The sequence below is a fragment of the Virgisporangium aurantiacum genome, from assembly GCF_016863635.1.
GTDB classification, from domain to species: domain Bacteria; phylum Actinomycetota; class Actinomycetes; order Mycobacteriales; family Micromonosporaceae; genus Virgisporangium; species Virgisporangium aurantiacum.
On record NZ_BOPG01000037.1, the window covers coordinates 16,044 to 38,505 of the forward strand.

Genomic DNA, 22,462 nt, shown 5'->3' on the forward strand with positions numbered 1-22,462 from the left:
CTCGGCGCCGCGCGGGGCGCGGCACCGGATCGAGCCACGGGCGCCGCGAAGCGGGCAGCCGGACGTCGAGGACCTGCCGAGGGCACGCCGCAGCGGACCGGCAGCGCTCCGGCGCTACGCGGCCACGGACCCGTCAGGGCGCGGGGTGCCTTCTCGGCGATGAACGTCTCAGCTGGCGTACAACGGCCTGTCCTCTGACGGTGCGGGCAGTTTCCTGGTGGGGCATGACGGTAGTGGGGGCGGCCGCCGCACGCCATCGAGTTATGGCGAGCCGAGGGGAAATCCGGGTGCTCAGTCCCGGTCAGCGATGATCACGCAACTGTGGGGGAGTGAACTGCGACGGGGGACCGGTGTGGCGAGCCCGGCCGCCGTCTCCGCCAGGGCGTCGTCGCGGGTGACGGCGTAGCCGTGCGCGGCCAGCAGGCGGCCCATCGCGGCGGGCGTCCAGGTCGAGCGCCACGGCTCGTTCTTCCAGACGGTGGACCGGCCCGTCGACGCCATGAGCACCCGCGCCAGGAGGCGACCGAATCCGATGGACGCCGCGGGCGTCTGGAAGTTGACGACCAGCCGGCTGCCCGGCCCCGAACCGGCCGCGATCTCCGCGACCGTGGCGGCGACCTCGGCCTCGGTCAGGTACGGCACGACGCCCTCCCAGACCCAGGTGGTCGCCTCGCCGGCGCGATGCCCGGCGGCCGCCAGCCCCGCGCTCAGCCGCTCCGTGCGGAAGTCCACCGGCACGAACGCGGGCGGGCGGCCGGACAGGCGCGCGGACCGCTCACGCTTGTCCTGCTGGCTGGCCGGCTGGTCGACCTCGAAGACCGTCGCACCGGCGAGCTCCGGCATCCGCCAGGCCCGGCCGTCCAACCCGGCGCCGAGAATCACCACCTGCGGACCGGGACGCTCGCGCACGGCATCGTCGATGGCGACCGTGCGCGGCACCATCATGTCGCGGCTGGCCCGCACCGTCTCGTAGTCGACCCGCTGTCGCCACTGCCGGGGCGGGGTACCGTCGCGCACCCACTCGACGGCTTCCCGCTCGTCGGGGCGCAGGAGCGGCATGGCGGTCGGATCGGCGAAGCGGTCGGGAGCAACCAGCCCGTCGGCGGCGGCGCGCCCCTGGCAGACCAGCACGGCGGTGCGGCTCGCCGTCAGCGTCTTCGACATGCTGCCCCCCGGCTACCGGTGATGGAGGCGCTTGCCGCGGACGATGACCGCACGGGGCTTGTCGAGCTGGCCGAGGTCGGTGCGGGGGTCCGCGTCGTACACGACGGCATCGGCGGGGGCGCCGGGTGCGAGGCCGGGCAGACCCAGGAAGGATCTGGCCGTCCAGGACGCGGCGGCGATCGCCTCGTGCGGTGACACGCCGGCGGCGACCAGGGCGCGGATCTCACCGACGATGCCGCCGTGGGGACGCGAATCGGTGCCGGCCAGGACCGTCACACCGGCCTCGACCGCGGCCGCGGTGAGCGGGCCGTGCGCGCCGGCTCCCGCCACGTACCACTGCTTGCGTGGGCTGTCGGGCGCGGATCGGGCCCGCTCCAGCGAACCCGTGATCACCGACAGGGTCGGCGTCAGCGCGATGCCCCGCTCGGCCATGCGGGGCAACAACTGCGGGTCGAGGCACATGCCGTGCTCCAGCGAGTCGAGGCCGGCCTCGACCGCGACCGCACCGCCGTCGGGGTGCTGCGAGTGCACGGCCAGGCGGCCGCCCACCGCGTGGACGCGCGCGACCGCCTCGCGCAACACGTCGACCGGCATGACGTCGTCGCCGACGGACCAGTCGATCACGACCTTCGCCCAGCCGGTGCGTGCCGCCTGCGCCGCCGCGACGGCGGGCACGTCGGCAAGGGCGGGACGGCGTCCCCACCCGTCGAAGAACTGGCCGTGCTGGGCGATCCAGGGTCCGGCGTGGACGGCGCGCGGGCCGTCGTCGAGGTAGCCGAACCAGTCGGGCGGATCACCGGCGAGGCCCGGTGCGCGGATCAGTGCGACGCCGGCCACCACGTGCGCGCGCAGGTCGGCCCGGAGAACGTCGTGGTCGAGCGGCTGGCCGGGTTCTTCCGCACCCGGATGCGTGTGCGCGTCGACCAGGCCGGGCAGCAGCCAGCCCTCGGCCACCAGGTCGGCGCCGGCCACCGGATCCGTGGTCCACCGGTCGCCGTCGGCGTAGAGGTCGACGGGCTCGCCGTCCGGAAGAGCGAAACCACGGATCCGAAGCGCTGGCACCACACGGCCCCTCTCGATGTCACCCACCGGCGCGGCCAGCCTATCCACGCCTACCGCGGGCCGCCCATGGTGAGCCGGGCCGCCCGGGTGGTACCGACGGTGACCACCGCCGCGGTACCGCCGGTGCACGCAAAACCAACACGCGGGTGGTCAGCCCGCGACGATCAGTCGCCGGGCCAGGCCCGGGATTCCCCGGACGCTTTCCGGTTCGTAGTTGGACAGGATCACGGTCACGTATCCGCTGTCGGGATAGAAGACCAGGTCGGCCGCGGCGCCGTTGGTGGCGCCGCCGCTGTGTCCGTACGACCAGTGGTCGCCGGCGACGGTGGCGATCGGTCCGTAGCCCGTGAAGGCGGTCAGCGGGTCCGGGCCGGGTGGCGGTGGCATGGGCAGCCTCGGGCTGAGCGTCAGGCGGGTGTAGGCCGGGTCGAGGAGCCGTTCCTCCCACAGCGCGTGGGCGAACCGTTCCATCTGGGCGCAGGTCGCGAACGCGCCGGGCTGGAACATCTGCGTGTCGAGGTTGTCGACGCGGTCCGTCGATCCCGGCGGACGGTAGTAGCCGTGGGCGATGCGGCGGTCCGTACGCAACTGCGGCACGGTGTAGAAGCCGGCGTTGCCCATTCCGGCGGTGCGGAAGATGTGCTCGCCGACGTAGTCGTGGTAGTCCTGCCCGGACACCCGCTCGACGATCCGTTCGAGCAGGAAGTACGCGGAGTTGCTGTACCGGCTGCCCGCACCGGGTGGGAAGGCGAGCGTCTCCCCGCGCACGAACGCGCCGATCGCGTCGGTCTGCTGTCGCACGCTGGTCCACGTGCGAACCACGTCCCAGAAACCGGGGTCGCCGTAGAAGTCGCCCAGGCCGGAGGTGTGGGTCAACAGGTGGTGGACCGTCACCCGGTCGGCGATCTCGGCCGGGAATCCGTCCAGGTGCCGGCCGATCGGGTCGAGGTGGCTGAGCGTGCCGCGCTGCGCCAACTGCGCGATCGCGACGGCGACGAACAGCTTGGCGACCGAGGCCAGGCCGAACAACGTGTCCGGCCCGATCGGCACCTGGCGTGCCTTGTCGGCCATGCCGTACGACCGGGACAGCACCGTGCGTCCCCGATGGGTGATCAGCACGCTGCCGGAGAACACGTCCCGGGCCGCGAGGTCGGCGATCAGCCGGTCGAGTTCGCCGCCGGGCCGCAGCCCGGCGGGCACCCGCGGCGACGATTGCGCGGCTGCGGGTCGGGGGCGGCCGGCCGGGACGGCCAGGCCCGCGGTGGCGGCGACCGAGGCGGTACCCAACAGCCGGAGCGTCGCTCGGCGAGTCGTGGTCATGGGTTCATCAACCCTTTCCGTAGCGGTGAAGGCGAGAGCCAAAGTTCTACGGAGCCGCCGGTTGCACCGCGGTGACACCGCCACGCAACGCCCTTTGGGGGACGCTGGGAGCATGCGGGTACTGGTGATCGACGACGACGTGGAACTCGCCGAGGCGATCGGCGTCGGGCTGCGCCGCGAGCGGATGGCGGTCGACGTCGCCAACGGCGGTGCCGACGGGCTGGAACGCGCCCAGCGATGCGGATACGACGTCATCGTGCTCGACCGGGACCTGCCCGACGTCCACGGTGACGAGGTGTGCACGCGGCTGGTCGCCGCCGGGTGCCGCAGCCGGCTGCTGATGCTCACCGCCGCCGCCACCATCGAGGACCGGGTCGACGGACTCTCCCTGGGCGCCGACGACTACCTGCCCAAACCGTTCGCCTTCACGGAACTGGTCGCGCGGATCCGCGCGTTGTTCCGCCGCGCCCAGCCGGCGCTGCCGCCGGTGCTGGGACGGCACGGGGTGTGGCTGGACCCGGCCCGGGGGACCGCCGGCCGCGACGGCCGGCCGCTCGAACTCGGACCCAAGGAGTTCGGCGTGCTGGAACTGCTGCTGGCCGCCGGTGGCCGGGTGGTGCCGGCCGAGGAACTGCTCGAACGCGTCTGGGACGAGATGGCCGACCCGTTCACCACCGCCGTGAAGGTGACGATCAGCCGGCTCCGCCGCAAGCTCGGCGAACCGCCGCTGATCGAGACCGTGGCGCAGGCCGGATACCGGATCGGGGACGAGGGATGAGGCCCCGCCCCACCGTCCGGCTCCGGCTCACGCTGCTCTACGGCGCGCTGTTCCTGGTCTCCGGGATCGTGCTGCTGGCGATCACGTATTTCCTGGTGGGGGACCGGATCAGGGTCCTCGTTTACGACCCGCCGCCGGGTGGCGGCTCCCTGCCGCCGGTGGACGCCATCGCCGGCCGGCGGCAGAGCACGGACGTGCGCGGGCTGCTGGTGGTCCAGTCGGGCATCGCACTGGCGATCATGACCGTCGTGTCACTGGCGCTGGGGTGGGTGATGGCCGGCCGGGTGCTGCGTCCGCTCCGCACGATCACCGCCGCCACCCTGGACATCTCAGCGCACAACCTGCACGAACGGCTCGCGCTGGCCGGACCCGACGACGAGCTCAAGGAACTCGGCGACACGGTCGACGGCCTGCTCGCCCGCCTGGAGGCGGCGTTCGCCGCGCAACGGCAGTTCGTGGCGAACGCGTCCCATGAACTGCGCACGCCGCTGGCCCGGCAGCGCACCCTGCTGGAGGTGGCGATCGCCGACCCGGATCCGGACGTCGGCACGCTGCTCGCCACCTGCGAGCGGGTGCTGCGCGCGGGACTCCAGCAGGAGCGGCTCATCGAGGCGCTGCTGACGCTCGCCCGCAGCGAACGCGGTCTCGAACACCGCGAGCCGGTCGACCTGCGCACCGTCACCGAGGAGGTCGTCGCCGGCCAGCGCACGAGCGGGGTGGACGTCCGCGCCACGCTCGGGCCCGCCGCCGTCCGCGGCGACCGGCGACTGACCGAACGGCTGGTCGCCAACCTCGTCGACAACGCCGTGCGCCACAACGTGCCCGGCGGCCACGTGGACGTGACGACGGCCACCGTCGACGGCCGGCCCACCCTCCGGATCGCCAACACCGGACCGGTGGTGCCGGCCGCCGAGATCCAGCGGCTGCTGCGGCCGTTCCAGCGGCTGACCGGCCGGCGTCAGGCCAATCCCGACGGACTGGGTCTCGGCCTACCCATCGCCGCGGCGATCGCGGCCGCGCACGACGCCGAGTTGACCGCGCGCCCCCGCCCCGACGGCGGCCTCGTCACCGACGTCACGTATCCGGCCGCCGATCGCTGAGCGACTCGAACGCGACCAGGGCGGCGACGACGACCGTGAGCAGCGCGAGCGTGACCAGCGCGGGCAGCGCGCCACCGAGCCAGCCGAGCGGCACCAGGAGCAGCGCCACCGCCAACCGGACCGGGTTGAGCCGGCCGGTGGTGCGGCGTTGGAACGCGACGTGGCCGAGCAGGTACAGCACCACGCCACCGACCAGCGCCGCCAGCGCGATGCCCTTCAGCGGGTCCGAAAGGGAATGGTCCCCGACGTACTGCAGGACCTTCTTGAGACCGAGGGCGAGCAGCACGATTCCGGCGACGAGCGGCAGGTGCAGGAAGCTGTAGGCGTCCCGGGCCAGGCCGGCGCGCCGCTCCTCGTCGGCGGCCGCCAGAGCGTGCTCGGCGACGCGCGCCGAGACGTCGAAGTAGGCCCACCACAGCGAGCCGGCCAGCGCCAGGCCCAGGATCGACGCGGCCACGATCGGACCGGAGATCGGCAGTTGGGCGACCCCCACCCCGATCGCCACGATCGACTCGCCCAACGCGACGATGACGATGAGCCCGTGCCGCTCCGCGAAGTGACCCGGCGAGCGGACCCGCCAGCCGTGCACCCCGCCGACGTAGGTCCCCGCGTAGTCGGCCACCAGGGCGGCGACCCACAGCCACGTCTGCGCGGCGCCGTCGGTGGCCGCGGCGGCGAGCAGCAGCGCGGTGCCGGCCAGCATCGCCGGGGTGAAGCGCAGCAACTGGGCGCGCAGCGCCGGGTCGCCCGGCGACGAGGCGTAGAACAGCAGCAGGTGCACCGCGCGGAAGCCGAAGTAGCACACCGCGATCACGACCGGCCCGGACAGCCCGCCCGGCGCGTCGTCGAAGCTCTCCGGGATGCACAGGGCCAGGACGAACATGGCCGCCATCGCCGCGAACATCCCGACCCGGGCGACCCCCTCGTCGGCGCGGACCAGGTTGCCCAGCCACGCGTAGGCGGTCCAGCTCCACCACAGCAACGCGGTCACCAGCAGGCCGCGGAGCAGTCCGTGGCCGGTGAGGTCGTCGGCCATCGCGGCCGTCACCTGCGTCAGGGCGAAGACGAACACCAGGTCCAGGAACAGTTCCAGGGTGGTGACCGACCCGGTCTCCGTCATCGGCCGCACCGGCATCCGCGCGCTCATCCGCGGTACGGCGGTGCCACGCCCCAGCCCCAGTGCGGCACGGGGGCCTGGCCGAACGGTTCCGCGTCGGGTTGGGAGTTGGCCCGGGCCAGGCGGGTGCCCCACTCGATGTAGCCCATGAACGCGGCCCGGAACTCCGGGTCGTCGGGAAGTCCGACCTCGTCGGCGGCGTCGGCCAGCAGGCTGATCCAGCGTCGCCGTTGCGGTTCGGTGATGGCCTTGCCCAGGTGCTGGGAGAGCATGTGCGGGTAGCCGCCGCGCTCGGTGGTGTACCGGTTCGGGCCGCCGAAGACCTCGGCGAGCCACATCGCCACGAACTTCGGGTGTTCGGGGTGCATGTGCCCGAACAGCGGCTCCAGCAGCTCGTCCTGCACCACCTCGCGGTAGAACGCGTCGGTCAGCCGCTCGAACGCCGCCGCACCGCCGGCCCACTCGTACAGGCTCGGCACCGACGCACCGGTGCCCTGCACCGCCGTCCGCTCGTAGTGCCGCATCTCCTGGATCGCCGGAACGTACGGCCGGATCTCGGCCAGGAACTCGCCGAAGTTGGCGCTGCCCCGGAAGCCGGACAGGTGATCGGTGGCGGACGTCCAGGTGATCCGCAGGATGTAGCTCTCCGGCTCGTCGACGCAGCGGCTCAGCTCGAAGTCGACGCACTGCGGCGCCCGCCCCAGCGGCACCGCCGCCCGCGCGTACGCCGCCTCGAACTCGCCCGCCCGGTCGGCCGGGATCTGGTACCGGATGTATTCGACGATCATGGGGTCACCTCTTCGCTTGATCGGAATTTACAATACAATACTGCTGTGTATGGGAAAGGCCCGGGACGGGCCCGCGACGGCCGGATCGACGTGCGGGTGCTGGCCGTCGCCAAGCGACATCTGGCGCGTCACGGCTTCGACGGCATGTCGATCGCCGCGATCGCGCAGGAGGCCGGCACCACCCGGCAGGCCCTCTACCGGCGCTGGCCGACCAAGGCCGACCTGGCCGCCGCCGCCGTCGACGGCATCGAGACCCCGGTCGCGCCACGAGCGGTCCCGCCCGTCCCGCCCGGTACGCCGGACCCGCGGGCCGCCCTGGTCGCCGAGCTCGAGAACTTCGTCGCCGGTGTCAGCCGGCCGGGCCGGATGTCCCTGGTCGGCGCGATGCTGCAGGAGACCGCCGATCCCGGCGTCGTCGAGCGCTACCGGGCCCGCGTCATCGCGCCGCGACGGGCGCGGATCCTGGCCATCCTCCGCGACGCGCAGGACCTGAACCTGGTCGACGGCGACGCCGACCTCGAGGTGGCCGTCACCATGTGCACCGGCAGCTGGTACGGCCGCGCCCTCGCCGGCGACCCACCCCCGCCCGACTGGCCCAACCGTGCCGCCGCCCTGATCTGGCGGGCCGTCGGCGGCCGGTAGGCGTCACCGCGCGGGGGTGTGGAGGATGCCGTTGATCAGGACGTTCAGGCCCCACGCGTCGCGGTCGCCGGGGGAGAGCAGGGCCTCGCGCATCGAGGTGATCATCGGGTAGCGGTCGGGCGGCAGGGAGGCGTAACGGCGGTCGGCCGCGGCGACGGTGGCCTCCTCGCCGGCGCCTTTCGTGTTGTGCGTGCTCTGCTCCGCGGCGGCGGCCGCGATGTGGAGGTAGAGCAGGTCCACGGCCCAGGCGGCGGTGGTCTCGGCCAGGCCGCCCTCCGTGAGCAGGACGAGCATGCGGTCGAGGATCAGCAGGGCGTTGTCGCCGGTCGGGATCCGGCCGAGGGCGACCGCGGCCAGTCCCTCGTGGCGGCTCATGGCCTCGATCGCGGCGGCGGCCAGGGCCATGAGCCGGTCCCGCCAGGTGCCGTCGGCGGCCAGGGGGACGTGGGCGAGCGCCGCGTCGAGCATCGCGGCCATGAGGTCGTCGCGATTGGCGACGTAGACGTAGAGCGACGCCGGACCCGTGTCCAGCTCCGTGGCGACGCGACGCATGGTCAGGGCGTCCAGGCCGTCCCGGTCGAGGATCTCCAGGCCGGTGGCCACGATGACGTCGCGGCTGAGGGGTGCCTTCGCCGGCCGGGCGCGGCGGCTGATCGGCTGGCTCATGCGACGAGCCTAGCGAACATCGTTTGACACGAACGGCGTTCGTTCCTATGGTTGAACGAACGATGTTCGCTACGAACAACGTTCGTCCTGCTCACGAAGGCTCTTTCATGACCACCACCACCCTGTCCGCCGGCACGCGGCTCCGCTGGGCGATCCTCGGCGTGATCCTGGCGGCCGAGGTCCTCGACCTGATCGACGCCACCGTCACCAACCTCGCGGCGCCCACGATCACTGCCTCCCTGGGCGGCGGCGCGTCCCTCGTCCAGTGGCTCGGCGCGTCCTATGCCCTGGCCCTGGGCGTGCTCCTGGTCGTCGGCGGGCGGCTCGGCGACCGGTACGGGCGCCGCCGCGTCTTTCTCACCGGCCTCGCCGGGTTCACGGTGGCGTCCGTCGCCTGCGGCCTGCTCTACGTCGTCTCCCTGTTCCTGCAGGGCGGCCTGGGTTACTCACCCCTGCGCACCGCGCTGACCGGCAGGTCGTTGCCGCCGCGCTGGTGATCGGCCTCGGCATGGGCACCTGCTTCGGGACCGTCTACGACATCACGCTCGGCGACGTCACGCCCGCGGAGGCGGGCGCCGGCTCCGGATCCCTCACCGCGGTGCAGCAACTCGCCAACGCGCTCGGCGCCGCCGCCGTCACCACCGTCTACCTCCACACGGCTGCCGGGCCCGCCCCCGCCATGACCCGCAGCCTGCTGACCGTGGCCGCCATCACGCTCGCGTGCTGCTGCCTGGTCGGCCTGCTACCTCGACACGCCCGAGCCGGGCACCACTCCGACCACTAGAAGGACACCGATGTTCCTGATCACCGGGGGCCGCGGCGCGGTCGCCACCCACCTCACCCGTCTCCTCCTCGACGGCGGCCGGCCCGTGCGGCTCGGCTCCGCCCGACCCGACAGCCTCACCCCGCCCGACGGCGTCGACGCGGTCCGGCTCGACCTCACCGATCCCGCCTGCTTTCCCGACGCGCTGAGCGGCGTCCGGTCCGTCTTCCTGTACGCCGAACCCGCCCGGATCGACGACCTGATCGGTGCCGCCCACCGCGCCGGCGTCGAGCACGTCGTGCTGCTCTCCTCGTCGAGCGTTCTCGGGCCCGACGCCGCCGACGACCCGCTCGCCCGCTCGCACCTCGACGTCGAGAAGGCGCTGCTGGCGTCGCCGCTCACCGTCACGATCCTGCGGCCCGGCTCGTTCGCCTCGAACGCGAGTGCCTGGGCCTGGCCGATCCGGGCCGGCCGCCCGGTCAGCCTGCCGTTCCCGGACGCGCACACCGACCCCATCCACGAGAAGGACGTCGCCGACGCCGCGTACGCGGTGCTCACCGACGAGCGCCACCGCGGCGACGCGTACACCCTCACCGGACCCGAGTCGCTGACGTTCGCCCAGCAGCTCGACCGGCTCGGCGCCGTGCTCGGCCGGCCCGTGCCGGTCGGGCACGTGACCCGGGACGAGTGGAAGCGGGAGATGGCCGAGTACATCCCCGGCCACTACGCCGACGCGCTCCTGAACTGGTGGGAGTCCACCGTCGACCGGCCGGTGGCCGTCACGAAGACCGTCGAGCTGCTCACCGGTCACCCCGCACTTTCCTTCGAAACCTGGGCCGCCGATCACGCCGGTGACTTTTCCTGATGCCTTTCGGTGGCGGCGGCGGCCGTGGCGAAGCGCCCGGCCACGGCCCGCAGGTGCTCGGCGAAGCCCGCCGGTGACTCGACGGTGAAGTCGACGCCGAGCATCACCAGCAGGTAGGCGAGCATCTCCGGGTTCTCGGCGCCGAAGTGCAGCACGCAGCTGCGCTCGTCGACGGGCTCCAGCCGGCCGTGCACCGGCCACATCCGGTCGCGCACGGCGTCGGCGGACGCGTGCAGGCGGACCCGGGCATGCGTGGTCCACACGTCGGCGACCGAGCGCGCGACGAACGCGGCCGCGTCGCCGCCGGGCGGCTCCCGGTGCGCGAACCGCGGGCCGGTCGGCAGGTGCGGGGTCATGCGGTCGAGCCGGAAACTGCGCCAGTCGGCCCGGTCGAGGTCCCAGGCGACGAGGTACCAGCGCCGGCCCCACGACACCAGGCGGTGCGGTTCGGTGCGCCGCACGGACTCGCCGCCGGTGTAGGAGCGGTAGCCGAACCGCAGCCGCTCCCGGTCGCGGCAGGCGGCGGCGACGGCGGTCAGGAGGTCGACGTCGACGAGGGAACCGCTCGGTGACGTGGGAACGGTGGCGATCTGGAGCGCGCCGACCCGGTGCCGCAGCCGCGCCGGGAGCACCTGCTCCACCTTGATGAGGGCGCCGAGCGCCGTCTCGCCGACGCCGGCCACCCCGCTGCTGGCCGCGGTGTGCAGCGCCACCGCGACGGCGACGGCCTCGTCGTCGTCGAGCAGCAACGGCGGCAGCGCCGCGCCGGGGCCCAACCGGTAGCGGGCGCCCGGACCGGTGCCCGCGTGCACCGGATAGTCGAGGTCGCGCAGCTTGTCGACGTCGCGGCGGACGGTGCGGGTGGTGACGCCGAGCCGCTCGGCGAGCTCCGGCCCGCTCCAGTCCCGCCGGGCCTGCAACAGGGTGAGCAGTCGCAGCAGCCGCGAGGGATTCTTCATCTCTCCATAATGGCGGACAATAACCGTCCTCCATAACGCCTAGCGTTGTGGGCATGACCGACGAGGAGATCCGCCCGTTCCGCATCGACGTTCCCCAGGCGCAGCTCGACGACCTGGACCGCCGGCTCGATGCCACCCGCTGGCCGGACGAGGCGCCGGGCGTCGGGTGGACGCACGGCATCCCGCTCGACTACACCCGTCAGCTGGCCGGGTACTGGCGGGAGAAGTACGACTGGCGGGCACAGGAGGCCCGGCTGAACGGTTTCCCGCAGTTCCGCACCGGGATCGACGGGCACGACGTGCATTTCCTGCACGTCCGGTCGGCCGTGCCGGGCGCGCTGCCGCTGGTCCTGACGCACGGGTGGCCGGGGTCGATCGTCGAGTTCCTCGACGTCATCGGTCCGCTCACCGATCCGGCCGATCCGGCCGACGCCTTCCATGTGGTGGTGCCGACCCTGCCGGGCTTCGGCCTGTCCGGACCGACCCCGGGCGGATGGACGGTGAAGCGCGCGGCGCGGGCGTTCGCGGAGCTGATGCGCCGGCTCGGGTACGACCGCTACGCGGCCCACGGCGGTGACTTCGGTGCGGCCGTGAGCCGGGAACTCGGGCTCGTCGACGCGGAGCACGTGGTCGCGATCCACGTCACCCAGCTCTTCGGCGCGAGCGTCACCGCGGAGACGGCCGACATGTCCGACCCGGCGGAGCGGCGCGCGGTCGAGCAGGGGTACCGGTACGAGTACGAACTCGGCGCGTACGGAATGCTGCAGGCGAGCCGGCCGCAGACGCTGGCCTACGCGCTGACCGACTCACCGGTCGGACAGCTCGCCTGGATCGCGGAGCGGTTCAAGGACTGGACCGACTCCACCGACGTGCCGGAGGACGCCGTGGACCGCGACGCGCTGCTGACCAACGTGATGATCTACTGGCTCAACGGCACGGCCGGATCGTCGGCGCGCTACTACCGCGACGGCGCGGAGGCCTGGGGCGAGCCCGACCCGCCCTCGACCGTGCCGACGGCGGTCGCGATCGCGCCGCACGACATCGGCTCGCCCGTGCGGCGCGTCGCCGAGGAGACCAACAACATCGTGCGGTGGACCGTCCTCGAACGCGGCGGACACTTCGCGGCGATGGAGGAGCCCGATCTCGTGGTGGCCGACCTGCGCGCGGCGTTGGCCGACTTCCGCTGACATGACCACCGTCCTCGGTCGACGCGCGGTGAACCGCGCGACGCTGGCCCGGCAGCTCCTGCTCGACAGGTCGGAGCTGCCGGTGCCGGCCGCCGTGCGGCACCTGGCGGGGTTGCAGGCGCAGACCCCGCAGACGTGGTACGTGGGCCTGTGGACGCGGTTGGCCGGCTTCGACGCCGTCGCGGCCGGCGAGCTGCTGGTCACCCGGGACCTGGTCCGGCTGCCGGCGATGCGGTCCACCATCCACCTCCTCACCGCCGACGACGCGCTCGTCTTCCGTCCCCTCACCCAACCCGCGATCGAGCGCAGCACGATGGGCGCGTTCGGGCGTCACCTCCGCGACCTCGACCGCGACGACCTGGTCGCGGCGGCGCGCGCCCTCGTGGAGGCGGAGCCGCTCCTGGCGTCCGATCTGGGCCGGCTGCTGGCCGGGCGGTTTCCGGGCCGCGACGCGGGTGCGCTGGCGCAGGCCGCCCGCGCCTGGCTGCCGATGGTGCAGGTGCCGCCGCGCGGCGTGTGGCGTCGCGCCGGACGCGCGCTCCAGTCGCCGCTCGACACCTGGCTCGGCCGCCCGGTCACCACGGGTTCCCTGCAGCACCTCGTGCTGCGGTACCTGGCGGCGTTCGGCCCGGCCACGGTCCGCGACATCCAGGCCTGGTGCGGCCTCACCCGCCTGGCCGAGGTGGTCGACGGGCTGCGCCTGCGCGTTTTTGCCGGCGAGGACGGTGCGGACCTGTTCGACCTGCCCGACGCGCCGAGGCCGCCCGCCGACACCCCGGCCCCGGTCCGCTTCCTCTACGACTTCGACAACCTGCTGCTCTCCTACGCCGACCGGCGCCGCGTGCTGGGCGACCCGGGTGCGGTGGACTACGCGTCCCACGGCTACGCCGCCGACTCCAACATGATGCCGTCCTCGGTCCTGGTCGACGGCATGGTGGCCGCCACCTGGCGCACGACCGCCGACCGCACCCGAGCCACGCTCGCGGTACGCGGCTTCCGCCGGTTCACGCCCCCCGAGACCGAGGCCCTGGAGGCCGAAGCCACCGCTCTCCTGACGTTCCTCCACCCGAACCGCATCCCCGACGTCCACGTCACCGCCTAGCCCGCGTCGATCTTGCAGTTGTGGTGCCTGAGTTGCCCGGCTTTGTGATTGTTTATGAGGCACCACAACTGCAAGATCGACGGGCTGGTGCCGGCCGCGGCGGGGAAAGGCTCGTGGGCTGGTGCACGCCGACGGCACGGCGACCGACGCCGGGTTCGCCCTGCGCGACCGGGTCGAGCGGCACACCGGCGAGCCCGCCCGGGCGGGGGACCGGGCGGGCGGACGGTGCTGGTGGGGTCAGGCGCGCAGCGTGTGCACGCCGAGGTCCGACGCGTAGTTGATCGCCATGTACACGGCCGCGCTGCAGTCGCCGTTCGCGGTGCCGGTGGTCGCGCCGAGGGAGTGGACGCCCACGGCGATGTTGCCGACGAACCACGGGCCGCCGCTGTCGCCGCCGTAACACGCCAGCTGACTGCCCTGGACGAACATCCAGGTGTTGGCGCACCGACCGACGTTGCACCCGTAGGTGGGGGCGTACGCCTTGTCCTCCAGGGTGCCGCAGCTGTACTTCGTGATCCGGCCGCGGTGGCAGACGTAGTCGCCGACCTGTTGCTGGTCGCGGCCGCGGCTGCCGGTCAGGTCGCGCGGTGTGGTGTCGGAGCTGGCGTAGAAGCGCGGGTACACGTTGCCGCCGGTGGGCACGGTGTGCCACTGCACGTCGTGGTGCCCGTCCCACAGACCCGACTGGTACGTCGTGTGGTAGGCGTGGGTGGCCGTCTCGTAGTAGACCTGGTTGGGGCCGCAGTGCCCGGCGGTGATGAATCCCTTGGCGCCACTGGTGTTGTGCTGCACGGTGAACCCCGACGTGCACTCCGAGAGGCGCTTGCCGCCGTGGATGTTGTTGAGTTGCATCGTGTTCTTGTCCGTGCGTACGCGCACCGGCACCGGACTCGCCAGGCGCGCGCCGTCCATGCTCCGCTGGGCGGTCGCCGCGCCGGCGCCGGACGTGTGCAGGACGATCTCGCCGGTGCGCACGTCGAGGCCGGATGCCATGCCGGGCAGGTCACGGTCGATCTGCGGCCGCAGCCGGTCGAGCTCCGCCCGCACCGTCCGCAACGACGCGGCGGCGTCCGCGCGGACCTGTACCGGCGTGACGCCGATCGCGGCCGGCACGGCCACGGCGTCGAGCGCGCCGGTGGTGAGCCGCACGACCAGCCGGTACACGGGTTGATGCTCGAACCAGATGCCGGCCACCCGGTCCGGGAAACGTTGTTCCAGCTCTGCCGCGTACGCGTCCACGGTCGGCTGGTTGGCCAACCGCTGCCGCGCCACGGCGACGGGCACGCCGAACTCCGTGGCATACATGCCCGCGTCCTCGTCGATGGCGGACGGCGCCGGGCCGGCGGCGGCCGCGGCGGTTCCCGCCACCATCGCGCCGACGCCCAGCAGCGCCACGACCGCCACGTACAGGGGTGCTCTCATCGGGGCTCCTCCAGCTCTGATCGATCTGTGGGAGCCAGCCTCGCGGGCAGGCATGTGACGCCGCTCTATCGCCGATGTATCGGCAGGTCAGGACAGTGCGGCGAGCTTGGCGCGGACCTCGGCCGCGGCATCCGGACCGCGTCTGTCGAGGATCTCCACGGCCCCGGTCCACGCGTGCCGGACCCGGTCGCGGTCACCCGCCGCGGCGTACGCGTCGCCGAGGTGGGTCAGCGTGACGCCCTCGATCCACGCGGCGCCGGCGGCGCGCATCAGCGGCAGCGCCTCGTGGAAGCAGCGGATCGCCTCGTCGTACCGGCCGAGACCGTGGTAGATGACGCCGATGCTGTCCCACGTGTTCGCGATGCCGTGCACGTCGCCGATCTGCTGCACCAGCGCCAGCGCCCGTTCGCAGTACGGCAGGGCGGTCGCGTAGTCGCCGAGTTGGGCGGAGCACCAGCCGACCGCGTTGCTCAGCGCGGCGATGCCCTGCTTGTGGTCCTGCAACTCCATGTGGTGCAGGCCCTCCCGGGCGTGCCGCAGCGCGGCCTCGTGGTCGCCGCGGTTCTCGTTGAGCTGGGTGAGCGTCCCGTGGAGCGAGCCCTGCCGGCCGTGGCTGCCCTGCCGGCGGGCGATCGCCATCGCGGCACCGAGATGCCGCTCCGCGTCGTCGAAAGCGCCGAGCCGGCCGTACGCCCGGCCCAGCCCGCTGTTCGCGTGGTACATGCCGTCGCCGTCCGCATCGCCGGTCGCTGTCGCGGCGTCGAGCCCGGTCCGCTGGACCGCGAGGTTCTCCTGGAAGTGCCCGCGCCGGTCGAGGTAGCTGTACAGCACCCAGCCGAGCTGCCAGGCCGGGTCGCAGAGACCGACGTCGGCGCACCGCCGGACCATCCGCACCAGGATCGGCCACTCCGCGTCGAACCAGGCGATCGCGCCGGCGTAATCGTGGAGCGGCTGCGCCTCGACGCCGTCGGGAAGCGGCGCGAGCGGCGGCGGTTGGCGCCCGGGGTCGATCAGCTGCGCCGCGGCGATCCCGGTGTGTACATAGTGGACGGAGACGCGCAGCAGCGCCGCCCGCCGTTCCTCCGCGCTGTCGGTCGCCCGGGCCAGCTCGTCGGCGTACGCGCGCAGCAGGTCGTGGAACGCGAACCGGCCCGGCCGGTCCTCGCCGATCAGGTGCAGGCGGGCCAGTTCCGCGAGCAGCGGCCGCACCCGCGCGGCCGGCGCACCGGCGAGACCGGCCGCCGCGGGCAGCGCGATGTCGGGACCCGTGTGCACGCCGAGGAGCCGGAACAGCCGCGCGGTCGGCGCGCCGAGGAACCGGTACGACCACGAGAACACCGCCCGGGTCCGGGTGGCGCTGTCGCCCGCGTCGAGGACGTCGAGCCGCCCGGCGGCGCCGGCGTCGGTGAGCTCGTCGGCGAACCGGGCCAGTGGAAAGGTCGGGTGCGCCGCCGCCCGGGCGCCCACCGTTGTCAACGCGAGCGGCAGGCGGGCGCACCGCTCGACGATGACGCGCGCGGCGTCGGCGTCGCGGGTCACCCGGCCGGCGCCGAGGTGGCGGGCCAGGAGTTCGCGGGACACGTCGGCGCTGAACAGGCCGAGCGTGATGAGCAGCGCGCCCTCCGCCGCGAGGCCGGTGAGCTGGCTGCGGCTCGTCACCAGCACCAGGCAGCCCGGCGTGCCCGGCAGCAACGGCCGGACCTGGTCGGTGTCGCGGGCGTTGTCGAGCAGCACCAGCAGCCGCCGGCCGGCGAGCGTGCTGCGGTACAGCGCCGCCTGCGCGTCGAGGTCGCCCGGCGGCCCGACGACGCCGAACGCGGCGAGCAGGCTCCGGATCGCCTCGGCCGGACCGACCGGCTGGCCGGCCGGGTCGAACCCGCGCAGGTTCAGATACAGCTGACCGTCGGGGAAGTCGGCCGCCACCCGCTGGGCGAAATGCAGGGCCAGCGCGCTCTTTCCGACGCCGGCGGTGCCGCTCATCGCGCCGATGGGCACGGCGGCGGTCTCGGTGACGAGGTGCGCCAGTTGCGCCAGTTCGGCCGAGCGGTTCACGAAGTGGCGACCGGCGGCCGGCAGCTGCCGGGGAACCGGCGGCGCGACGCGCGGTCCGGACCGGAGTTCCGCCCTGTTCCCGGCCGTGTTCCCGGCCCTGTCCTCGACCTTGTCCTCGGCCAGGAGACGGGCGTGCACGTCACGGACCGCTGTGCCGGGCTCGATCCCGAGTCCGTCGGTGAACGTGCGCCACATCCGTCGGTACGCGGCGAGTGCTTCGGGACGCCGACCGGCCCGCGCGAGCGCCAGCAGCAACAGCCGCCACGCCCGCTCGCGGTACGGATCGACGGCGACCACGTGCTCCAGCGCCGGTACGAGATCGTTGCCCCGGCCGGCGTCCGCGTCGCCGGCCTCCGCCTCCAGGCACAGCTCCGCCCACGCCTCGGTGACGTCCCAGCGCCGCTTGTCCAGCGCCTGCGCGGCTTCCGCGAGCACTGGCACCGACAGCACACCCGCCAGCGCCGGCCCGCGCCACAGCGCCAGCGCCGCCGACAGTTCGTCGATCGCCGACGCGACGTCGCCCGCCACGGCCGCGGCGCGACCGGCCGCCGCGCGACGCTCGAACACCGCCGCGTCGACGTCGTCGGCCCCGACGGCGAGCCGGTATCCGTCGGGCACCGAGCGGATGACCTGACCGGCCTCGTCGGCGAGCAGCCGGCGCAGCCGCCAGACGTAGTGCGCCAGCGTCTGCCGCGCCGAGTGCGGCGGATCGACCGGCCACATCGCGTCGACCAGCCAGTCGCGGTCGAGCGGCTGGTCGCGCCGGCACGCGAGGACCGCGAGCAGCGCCCGGACCTTCGTCGCGGCGAGCGGGACCGGACGCCCGTCGACCGACGCCTCGATCGCCCCCAAGATCCGAAAACGCATCGGGTCCTCCCGCGGACAGCTTCCCATTGGCGGACATCGAAGACCACCACGTTCCGTGCCGGGGCGGTGCCCCACGGGGCAACCGTTCCGCACCCGGACCGCACCCCGACTCCGGTCCACCGGGCCGCGCCCGCTGCGCATGATGCCGACATGGTTCCTGCGTGCCGTCTCCTCGCGGTCGCGGCCCTCGGCGTCACCGTGGGTCTGACCGCCGCGATCGGCGCGGCCACCGCCGCGACCGCCGCTCCACGCTCGAAGGCCGGGCTCACCGCCGCGCAACGGGCGTTTCTCGACACCGCCGCGGTGCAGGCCCGCTCCAGCCAGCGGCGGTACGGGGTACCGGCGTCGGTGGTGATCGCGCAGACCGTTCTCGAAACCGGTTGGGGGACCAGCGAACTCGCCCGCACCTCGCGCAACTACTTCGGGATGACGTGCGGCCCGGCCGGGGCCGGCCCGGTGGCCGAGACCTGCCGCGACGGGCGGGACCGGGTGTGCACGCGGTCGGGGTGCCGGGCCACGATATCGTCGTTCCGCGTCTACCGGAGCATGGCCGACTCGTTCGCCGACCACGGTCGCCTCATGTCGACGAACCCGAGGTACAGCAAGGCGTTCGCCGCCCGGTCCAACCCCGAGGCGTTCGCGAAGCGGCTGGCGCGCGCCGGATACGCGACCGATCCCCGCTACGCCCAGCGACTCATCAAAATCATCAAGAAGTACCAGCTCCGCCGCCACGACAAGCGGTAACCCGCCCCTGCCGCCCACCAGAAAACCGCACCCTTGGTCGGCCGGTTGCCCGCCTGTTGTCCGGGTGCCGGAACTGCCAGCGTGAATGGCACGTTCCGGCGCATGGACAGGAGCATGACGTGAACCGCATCAACAGGTTGCTCGCGATGTCGTTGATTCTGGCGGTGGCTCTTCCGGCGGAGCCGGCACTCGCAACGGATTCCGCCGTGTCGGTGCGAGGGGACCGGGAGCTTCAGGCCGCGCTCGACGGGCTCGTCGCCGCCGGCGCACCGGGAGCGATGCTGCTCGATCGCCACGGGCGGCACACGCTGCGGCTCAGCAGCGGGCTGGCCGATCAGGTCGAGGGCCGGCCGATGCGGGTCACCGACCGGTTCCGGGCCGGCAGTCAGATGAAGAGTTTCACCGCCGCGATCGTGCTCCAACTCGTCCAGGAGCGCCGCCTCGGCCTCGACGACGCGGTGGACGATCTGCTGCCGGGCGTGATCCCGCACGGGTACGGCGCGGGCGTCACGGTGCGGCACCTGCTGCAGCACAACAGCGGGCTGTTCAATTTCGGTGACGACCCCCGGGTGTTCGAACCCGCCATGTCGGGCGACCTGGGTTACGCCTGGACGCCTCAGCAACTGCTCGACATCGCCTTCGAGCACGAGCCGCTCTTCCCGCCGGGCACCCGGTTCTACTACTCCGACACGAGCTACGTTCTCGCCGCGTACATCGTCGAGGCGGTCACCGGGCACAGCTTCGATCACGAACTGCGGGCGCGGATCATCCGGCCGCTCGGTCTCCGCGACACCAGCCTGCCGACCACCGCCACCATCGCGGGCCGGCACGCGCACGGCTACGTCCTGTTCGGTGACCCGCCGGTCGACTTCGACATCACCTACCTGTACCCGTTCTCGTGGGCCGGTGGCGGCCTCACCAGCACGGTCGACGACTCCGCCACGTTCTTCCAGGCGCTGCTCGACGGCCGCCTCCTGTCGCCGGCGCTCATGCGGGCGATGAAGACGACCATCGAGGTCACCGACAGCGACCTGCCCAGCCGGTCCGGGCTCGGCGTCTACTCGTGGACGACGCCGTGCGGCACCGCCTGGGGCAAGAGCGGCAACGCACCCGGGTACCTGGTGTACACCTGGATCAGCCCCGACACCCGGCACGAGACCGTACTGATGATCAACGATGACCCGCGGTCGATGGGCGGACCGGGCATGGCCGTGTACAACGACATGCTCGCCCGGTCCTTCTGCCGGCGCTGATCAGGCCGGTGGCGTGTCGTCGAAGCGCAGTCCGCTGGAACCGGGGCCCCGCCCCGGTCCCTTGCGGCGCGCCCGCCACAGGTGCGTGGTGCCGTCGGCGGCCCGTCCCCACGTCCACAGCCGCGACACCTTCGCACCGGTCGGCGGCACCTCCTCGTCGAAGATGTCGAGCGGGCGCCCGGGTTCGAGCAGCCGGCCCAGTGGCGGGATCGTGGTGTTGCCGGCGCGCATCGCGCCGCGGGCCAGCAGCCGCTGGGTCACCGCGCCGGCGTTGTCGCGCAGGAACTTCGGCAGCAACGGGATCCAGTTGCGGGGGACCGGTGACTGCAGCACGTACCGCCGCGCGCCGGTCGGTCCGGTCGACGCCGCGGCGGTGCGGCGCTCCGCCTCGTCCTGGTAGCGGTCGAGCGGGCGGCCGGTGCGGCTCTCCACGGTGTTCTCGATCGCCCAGGCCATGTTGGCGAGCTCGTCGCGCACGACGAGCACCTCCTCCACCGGCGCCGACTCCTGCGTGGTGGGCAGCGCGTCGAGCAGCAGCAGGGCGTTGCCGGCGTCGGAAACGCCGTCCGACCGCGACAGTTCGAACATCCGCCAGTCCGTACCGGCGCCGTCGCCGAACGGCGTGAGCGTCGTCGTCGTGCCGAAGGCGTCGGTGACCGTCACCGTCGCGATCTCGCACAGCGTGCCGACCGGCAGCCCGTCGAGCGGCGCGGTGAACCAGTCGTTGCCGAACACGGTGGCGAACTCGACGAGCACCAGCTTCAGCAACTCGTTCGGCGCGGCGGCGACCGAGCCGAAGTCGAGGCGCCGGTCCTCCATTTCCCACCAGCGCGGCACCGGCATGCCCGGATAGCTGACCGGGACCGGCACGGCGCGGCGGGTGAAGTTCACCGGTCCGCGGCCGTTCGCGGCGGAACCGAGCGACGAGCCCGGCGCGCGGCGCACGAACGAGTACCAGTCGAGGTGCCCGCCGTCGTGCTCGGGCGCGTCGAGCACCAGCCCGCCCGCGCCCGCCGCGAACGCGTACTCCATCCGCTTCGGGTCCCACGCCCGGCCGTTCTGGGTGGGCTCGCTGAACAGCTCGCGGCACCAGTCGTACCAGTCCCGGAGCGCGGCCACCACCTCGGAGCGGTCGGACAGGTCGATGTCCGGGCGCTGCGGCAGGCGCGGCGGGGAGTCGAGCGCGCCCTGGAAGTCGTTGAAGATCTCGGACCCGTCGGGCGCGCGGTCGGCCATGACGTTGAGGAACCGGCGGCTGCGCGCGTCGAGGCCGCTCGGCGCTCGCAGGCCGTACTCGTCGAGGAACCGCCGCCGGTACACGCGGGTCTTCGCGTCGCTCAGCCGAGCGCCGATGAGGCGCAGCAGGTGCAGCCCCGCCTCGGCCGACAGCCGCAGGTCGCCGAAGGAGCGGTCGTCGTCGTCGCCCGTGCGCGGGATGACGCGTTCGCGTTCGACCAGCGCCTCCAGCGGCACCCCGACCGGCACGTGCTCGCTCTGGCCGTCGCGCGGACGCCAGCGCGACAGCGGGGTGACCTTGCCGTCGACGCGCACGTCGACCGGCGTGCCCGCGTCTTCGCCGCGCAGTTCCAGCAGCTGCCACTGCCGGCCGAGCATCCACAGTGGATCGTAGACGCGCGCCTGCAGCCCGAGGTCGAGTCCCCGCTGCAGGTCGGCGGTGCGCGCGTGCGGCTCGACCCGCGTCCACGTGGTGATCGACGCGCGGCTCTCGATGAGGATCCGGCTGCGCTGGTCGGGTACGTTCCGGCCCCACTCGGTGGTGATGACGACGTCGCGGATGCCGGTGGTGCGCAGGCCGCGCAGGTCGGGCAGCGCGGCATGGATCTCGACATCGGTCCACGACAGGATCGCCGGCGCGGTGACGACCGGCGGCGCGTTCGGGTCCTCGGTGTCGAACACCGCGACGAGGCGCAGTTGCCCGCCGGCCGGTGGCCCGAACGCCCGCCCCTCGACGGTGATCGTCGTACCCGGTGACGGGCTCGCCGGCAGCACCGCCGAGATCGACGGCAGCTCGCCGAGCAGGAACCCGACGGCACCGCTGCGTCCCCACGGGGTCCGCACCGCGATCGACCGGGAACCCGCGCCGCCCAACGACTCCAGCGACGGGACGCGCACGCGCACCGAGGTCGGCGTCCAGCTCAGCACCTGCGCCGTGACGTCAGTGGGTCCGGGTGCCTGGAAGACCACAGTGGACAGTGCGGTCGGCCGGCCGAGCCGCTCGCCGGTGAGCACGACGGTGTCGTTCTCCAGCCCGCGCACCGGGTTCACCGCCGACAGGACCGGCGGCGCCTCCTCCTCGACGACGAACGTCAGCGGATCGCTGTCGCCCGCGTCGGTGTGGACGGCGACGTCGAGCGGTCCGCCGGAGCCGAAGCTCGCCAACGGCGGCACGCGCACCCGGACGGTGTCGGCCGTCCACGCCAGCACCTCCGCCGGAACCGGTGCCGCACCCTCGTCCGGTACGCGGAACCGCACCGCGGAGGCGGCGTTGCGCGCACCGAAGTCGGCGCCCGTCAGCGTGACCTCGGCACCGCCGGGCCCCGACGCCGGGGAGAGCGTGTCAAGCCGGGGCATGTCGTTGTCCCTTCACCAT

Annotated in this window: 20 protein-coding genes; 10 read left to right on the forward strand and 10 right to left on the reverse strand. The window is 73.3% G+C overall.

All coding sequences use genetic code 11. The annotated features are described in order from the left end of the window. Positions 1–291: 291 nt before the first annotated feature. From Vau01_RS29730 to Vau01_RS29740, 3 genes are all read right to left on the reverse strand, one after another. A complete protein-coding gene (locus Vau01_RS29730; protein WP_203999279.1) occupies positions 292–1,164 on the reverse strand; it encodes a class I SAM-dependent methyltransferase in 873 nt (290 codons plus the stop codon). Positions 1,165–1,176: 12 nt separating this feature from the next. Beyond that, positions 1,177–2,226: an amidohydrolase family protein gene (locus tag Vau01_RS29735; protein WP_203999290.1), complete on the reverse strand. Its 1,050-nt coding sequence runs from the start codon at positions 2,224–2,226 to the stop codon at positions 1,177–1,179. Positions 2,227–2,376: 150 nt separating this feature from the next. Then, positions 2,377–3,546: a serine hydrolase domain-containing protein gene (locus Vau01_RS29740; protein WP_203999292.1), complete on the reverse strand. Its 1,170-nt coding sequence runs from the start codon at positions 3,544–3,546 to the stop codon at positions 2,377–2,379. 112 nt (positions 3,547–3,658) lie between these two features. Here Vau01_RS29740 and Vau01_RS29745 point away from each other — a divergent pair, with 112 nt between their 5' ends. Both Vau01_RS29745 and Vau01_RS29750 read left to right on the forward strand, forming a co-directional pair. Next, on the forward strand, positions 3,659–4,324 hold the full coding sequence (locus Vau01_RS29745) for a response regulator transcription factor (RefSeq protein WP_203999294.1): 666 nt from the start codon (positions 3,659–3,661) through the stop codon (positions 4,322–4,324). Further along, a complete protein-coding gene (locus Vau01_RS29750) occupies positions 4,321–5,424 on the forward strand; it encodes a sensor histidine kinase (RefSeq protein ID WP_203999297.1) in 1,104 nt (367 codons plus the stop codon). Before Vau01_RS29745 ends, Vau01_RS29750 begins: the two co-directional genes overlap by 4 nt. On the opposite strand, the gene Vau01_RS29755 is transcribed toward Vau01_RS29750, so the two are convergent. Both Vau01_RS29755 and Vau01_RS29760 read right to left on the reverse strand, forming a co-directional pair. Further along, on the reverse strand, positions 5,399–6,571 hold the full coding sequence (locus tag Vau01_RS29755; protein ID WP_203999300.1) for a low temperature requirement protein A: 1,173 nt from the start codon (positions 6,569–6,571) through the stop codon (positions 5,399–5,401). The two genes, Vau01_RS29750 and Vau01_RS29755, sit on opposite strands and share 26 nt — an antisense overlap. Continuing rightward, complete coding sequence (locus tag Vau01_RS29760) at positions 6,568–7,329, reverse strand: globin domain-containing protein (protein WP_203999303.1); 762 nt, start codon at positions 7,327–7,329, stop codon at positions 6,568–6,570. Before Vau01_RS29760 ends, Vau01_RS29755 begins: the two co-directional genes overlap by 4 nt. Before the next feature lie 45 nt (positions 7,330–7,374). Between Vau01_RS29760 and Vau01_RS29765 the strand changes: the two genes are divergently transcribed. After that, complete coding sequence (locus Vau01_RS29765) at positions 7,375–7,971, forward strand: TetR/AcrR family transcriptional regulator (RefSeq protein ID WP_203999306.1); 597 nt, start codon at positions 7,375–7,377, stop codon at positions 7,969–7,971. Between the two features lie 3 nt (positions 7,972–7,974). On the opposite strand, the gene Vau01_RS29770 is transcribed toward Vau01_RS29765, so the two are convergent. Beyond that, positions 7,975–8,637, reverse strand: coding sequence for a TetR/AcrR family transcriptional regulator C-terminal domain-containing protein (locus tag Vau01_RS29770; RefSeq protein WP_203999309.1), 663 nt, complete (start codon positions 8,635–8,637; stop codon positions 7,975–7,977). Between the two features lie 107 nt (positions 8,638–8,744). Between Vau01_RS29770 and Vau01_RS29775 the strand changes: the two genes are divergently transcribed. The 3 genes from Vau01_RS29775 to Vau01_RS29785 are packed head-to-tail and all read left to right on the forward strand — an operon-like array spanning position 8,745 to position 10,265. Then, positions 8,745–9,134 carry an MFS transporter gene (locus Vau01_RS29775; RefSeq protein WP_203999312.1) on the forward strand — a complete coding sequence of 130 codons (390 nt, stop codon included), beginning with the start codon at positions 8,745–8,747 and terminating at the stop codon, positions 9,132–9,134. Next, positions 9,131–9,421: a hypothetical protein gene (locus Vau01_RS29780; protein WP_203999315.1), complete on the forward strand. Its 291-nt coding sequence runs from the start codon at positions 9,131–9,133 to the stop codon at positions 9,419–9,421. Before Vau01_RS29775 ends, Vau01_RS29780 begins: the two co-directional genes overlap by 4 nt. A 10-nt stretch (positions 9,422–9,431) precedes the next feature. Further along, positions 9,432–10,265: an NAD(P)H-binding protein gene (locus Vau01_RS29785; RefSeq protein ID WP_203999318.1), complete on the forward strand. Its 834-nt coding sequence runs from the start codon at positions 9,432–9,434 to the stop codon at positions 10,263–10,265. Here Vau01_RS29785 and Vau01_RS29790 read toward each other — a convergent pair. Next, positions 10,244–11,224 carry a helix-turn-helix transcriptional regulator gene (locus tag Vau01_RS29790; protein WP_203999320.1) on the reverse strand — a complete coding sequence of 327 codons (981 nt, stop codon included), beginning with the start codon at positions 11,222–11,224 and terminating at the stop codon, positions 10,244–10,246. The genes Vau01_RS29785 and Vau01_RS29790 overlap by 22 nt on opposite strands. 68 nt (positions 11,225–11,292) lie before the next feature. Between Vau01_RS29790 and Vau01_RS29795 the strand changes: the two genes are divergently transcribed. Then, complete coding sequence (locus Vau01_RS29795; RefSeq protein ID WP_203999747.1) at positions 11,293–12,411, forward strand: epoxide hydrolase family protein; 1,119 nt, start codon at positions 11,293–11,295, stop codon at positions 12,409–12,411. Between the two features lies 1 nt (position 12,412). Beyond that, positions 12,413–13,513 (forward strand): winged helix DNA-binding domain-containing protein, encoded by a 1,101-nt coding sequence (locus Vau01_RS29800; protein WP_203999322.1) that lies wholly within the window; start codon positions 12,413–12,415, stop codon positions 13,511–13,513. Between the two features lie 237 nt (positions 13,514–13,750). On the opposite strand, the gene Vau01_RS29805 is transcribed toward Vau01_RS29800, so the two are convergent. Together Vau01_RS29805 and Vau01_RS29810 are read right to left on the reverse strand one after the other, a co-directional pair. Next, positions 13,751–14,935, reverse strand: a complete 1,185-nt coding sequence (locus Vau01_RS29805; protein WP_203999324.1) for a S1 family peptidase — start codon at positions 14,933–14,935, stop codon at positions 13,751–13,753. 87 nt (positions 14,936–15,022) lie between these two features. Continuing rightward, positions 15,023–17,854: an AfsR/SARP family transcriptional regulator gene (locus Vau01_RS29810; RefSeq protein WP_203999325.1), complete on the reverse strand. Its 2,832-nt coding sequence runs from the start codon at positions 17,852–17,854 to the stop codon at positions 15,023–15,025. Positions 17,855–18,004: 150 nt separating this feature from the next. Between Vau01_RS29810 and Vau01_RS29815 the strand changes: the two genes are divergently transcribed. Both Vau01_RS29815 and Vau01_RS29820 read left to right on the forward strand, forming a co-directional pair. Beyond that, positions 18,005–18,598 (forward strand): glucosaminidase domain-containing protein, encoded by a 594-nt coding sequence (locus Vau01_RS29815; protein ID WP_203999327.1) that lies wholly within the window; start codon positions 18,005–18,007, stop codon positions 18,596–18,598. Positions 18,599–18,717: 119 nt separating this feature from the next. Next, positions 18,718–19,851, forward strand: coding sequence for a serine hydrolase domain-containing protein (locus tag Vau01_RS29820; protein WP_203999329.1), 1,134 nt, complete (start codon positions 18,718–18,720; stop codon positions 19,849–19,851). Here the strand turns inward: Vau01_RS29820 and Vau01_RS29825 are convergent, their stop codons facing one another. Continuing rightward, positions 19,852–22,443, reverse strand: a complete 2,592-nt coding sequence (locus Vau01_RS29825; RefSeq protein ID WP_203999332.1) for an IPT/TIG domain-containing protein — start codon at positions 22,441–22,443, stop codon at positions 19,852–19,854. Positions 22,444–22,462: the final 19 nt, after the last annotated feature.